This is a genomic window from Klebsiella sp. MS 92-3 (assembly GCF_000195655.1).
Lineage (GTDB): Bacteria > Pseudomonadota > Gammaproteobacteria > Enterobacterales > Enterobacteriaceae > Klebsiella > Klebsiella pneumoniae.
In genome coordinates, this window is record NZ_GL882773.1 from 19,098 (window position 1) to 22,049 (window position 2,952).

At 57.4% G+C, this 2,952-nt stretch carries 2 protein-coding genes; one reads left to right on the forward strand and one right to left on the reverse strand.

Translation table 11 applies throughout. The features are described from left to right. Nucleotides 1-23: 23 nt before the first annotated feature. Nucleotides 24-1,520, reverse strand: coding sequence for an inorganic phosphate transporter PitA (pitA, locus tag HMPREF9538_RS19315; RefSeq protein WP_002921200.1), 1,497 nt, complete (start codon nucleotides 1,518-1,520; stop codon nucleotides 24-26). 229 nt (nucleotides 1,521-1,749) lie between these two features. Here pitA and HMPREF9538_RS19310 point away from each other — a divergent pair, with 229 nt between their 5' ends. Further along, nucleotides 1,750-2,943: an NAD(P)/FAD-dependent oxidoreductase gene (locus HMPREF9538_RS19310; RefSeq protein ID WP_004150109.1), complete on the forward strand. Its 1,194-nt coding sequence runs from the start codon at nucleotides 1,750-1,752 to the stop codon at nucleotides 2,941-2,943. The last annotated feature ends 9 nt before the right edge of the window (nucleotides 2,944-2,952 follow it).

The window sequence follows — 2,952 nt, forward strand, 5'->3', positions numbered from 1 at the left end:
GCCCCGTTTTGAACGAATAACGCTTAAATCAGTTTCAGGGAGAGCCAGTAAAGGACGCCTGAAAGGATAATCGCTGCCGGCAGGGTCAGCACCCAGGCCATCAGAATGCTGGTCACCGTCTTTTTCTGCAGACCACCGCCATCCACCAGCATCGTCCCCGCTACCGAGGAGGAGAGTACGTGGGTGGTGGAAACCGGCATCCCGGTGTAGCTCGCCAGACCGATAGAAACCGCTGCGGTCATCTGAGCCGACATCCCCTGAGCGTAGGTCATGCCTTTCTTACCAATCTTCTCACCGATGGTGGTCGCCACGCGGCGCCAGCCGATCATGGTGCCGATACCCAGCGCCAGCGCGACAGCCATGATAATCCAGATTGGCGCGTACTCGATGGTGCTCAGCATATCGGTTTTCAGTTTCTTCAGCAGACGCTGGTCGTCAGCGCTCACATCCGGCAGCTTCGCCACCTTGTCGGTGGTGTCGGAGATGCAGAGCATGATGCGACGCAGCTGGCCGCGCTGTTCCGGTTTTAGCGACTCGTAGTTCTCAACGCCGGTCAGCATGGTTTTGACGCGGTCAAGGGCGTTGATGGTGTTCGCCGGATGGCAGTGGAACTCGCCATTGGCCGCGGTATTGGTATCCGGAGAAGGCACCAGCTGATCGACGCCGGTGGCTTTTTTCAGCAGTTCAGGACGCTGCTGGAAGAAGGTTTCCACGTTGTTGACCGCATCGCGGGTACGGGTGATTTCGTAACCAGAGGCATTCATATTCACCACGAAACCCGCCGGCGCGACGCCGATCAGCACCAGCATCACCAGGCCAATGCCTTTCTGCCCATCGTTAGCACCGTGAGAGAACGACACGCCAATAGCAGACAGGATCAGCGCGATACGGGTCCAGAACGGCGGCTTTTTCTTACCGTCTTTCTTTTCACGCTCTGCGGGCGTCAGGTGGATACGCGCGCGTTTTTTGGTTCCGCTCCAGTAGCGACGCAGCAGGAAAATCAGGCCGCCCGCGATCACCAGACCGACGATCGGCGAGATGATAAGCGAAGCAAAAATACCGATGACTTTCGGGATATTCAGCGCATCAACCACGGAAGTACCGGTCATCAGCGCATTGGTTAAACCAATGCCGATGATGGCGCCAATCAGGGTATGAGAACTGGAAGCTGGAAGACCGAAGTACCAGGTGCCGAGGTTCCAGATGATCGCCGCCAGCAGCATAGAGAACACCATGGCGAGGCCATGTGCGGAACCCATGTTAAGCAGCAGATCGGTCGGCAGCATATGCACGATGGCATAGGCTACGCTGAGACCGCCCAGCAGAACGCCGAAGAAGTTGAAGAGCGCCGCCATCGCCACAGCGAGCTGTGAGCGCATTGCGCGAGTGTAGATAACCGTAGCCACCGCGTTTGCGGTATCATGGAAACCGTTAATCGCTTCGTAAAACAGTACAAAAGCTAAAGCAAGCAATAATAATAGTCCGGTATGTAAATCCAGACCGGCAAATAAATGTAGCATAGGACGTTACGCCATTTTGAGGACATGAACGCGGCGCATTATCAGTGACTTTAGCGGCGCGGGCAAAGTGAAATATAGACTTTTTTTGATTTTCTTCCTGTTTAGGTTTTACCCTGTTGGGAGTAATCCTATATCTTTCAATGATGTATCTAATGCGGGATTTTTCCCGCTGGTGTGACCAGAGTGAAATATTTACAAAACCCGACAATTGGGGAACGAGGAACGCGGTGTGGAAAGGTTTGATGCCATTGTCGTTGGCGCCGGAGCGGCGGGAATGTTTTGCGCAGCGCAGGCGGGCCAGCTTGGCTGCCGCGTCCTGCTGCTGGATAACGGCAAAAAGCCGGGGCGAAAAATTCTGATGTCCGGCGGCGGCCGCTGCAACTTTACCAACATGTATGTTGAACCGGCGGCCTATTTGAGCCAAAACCCGCATTTTTGCAAATCTGCCCTGGCGCGCTACACCCAGTGGGACTTTATCGAGCTGGTCGGTAAATACGGCATCGCCTGGCATGAGAAGACCCTCGGGCAGCTGTTTTGCGATGATTCGGCGGAGCAGATCGTCAATCTGCTGCTCGCGGAATGTGAAAAGGGCGGCGTGCAGATCCGTCTGCGCAGCGAAATCCTCAGCGTGGAGCGCGATGAACAAGGCTACCGGCTACAGGTGAACGGCGAAACGCTGGTGACCAAAAAGCTGGTGATCGCCTCCGGCGGTCTGTCGATGCCGGGGCTCGGCGCCTCGCCGTTTGGCTATAAAGTCGCCGAGCAGTTCGGCCTGAAGGTGCTGCCGACCCGCGCGGGGCTGGTGCCGTTTACCCTCCACAAGCCATTGCTTGAGCAGCTGCAGGTCCTCTCCGGTGTGTCGGTGCCGTCGACCATTACCGCCGAGAACGGCACTCTGTTTCGCGAAAATCTGCTGTTCACCCACCGCGGCCTTTCCGGACCGGCGGTGCTGCAAATTTCCAGCTACTGGCAGCCCGGCGAGTTCGTCACCGTTAATCTGCTACCGGACTGCGATCTTGATGACTTCCTTAACGAGCAGCGCAGCGCGCATCCCAACCAGAGCCTGAAGAACACCCTGGCGATGCAGCTGCCGAAGCGGCTGGTGGAGTGTCTGCAGCAGCTGGGGCAGATACCTGATGTGACGCTCAAGCAACTGAACGTTCGCGATCAGCAGACGCTGGTGGAGACGTTAACCGCCTGGCGCGTGCAGCCGAACGGCACCGAAGGCTACCGGACGGCGGAGGTGACCCTCGGCGGCGTGGACACCAACGAACTCTCGTCGCGTACTATGGAGGCGCGTAAGGCGCCGGGTCTCTACTTTATCGGCGAAGTGATGGACGTTACCGGCTGGCTCGGGGGGTATAACTTCCAGTGGGCGTGGTCAAGCGCCTGGGCCTGCGCGCAGGCGCTGGTGGAAGGGTAATCTACGCCG

Coding starts and splice junctions, on each gene's coding strand:
- pitA (WP_002921200.1), bottom strand. CDS start 1,520: ATGCTACATTTATTTGCCGGTCTGGATTTACATACCGGACTATTATTA.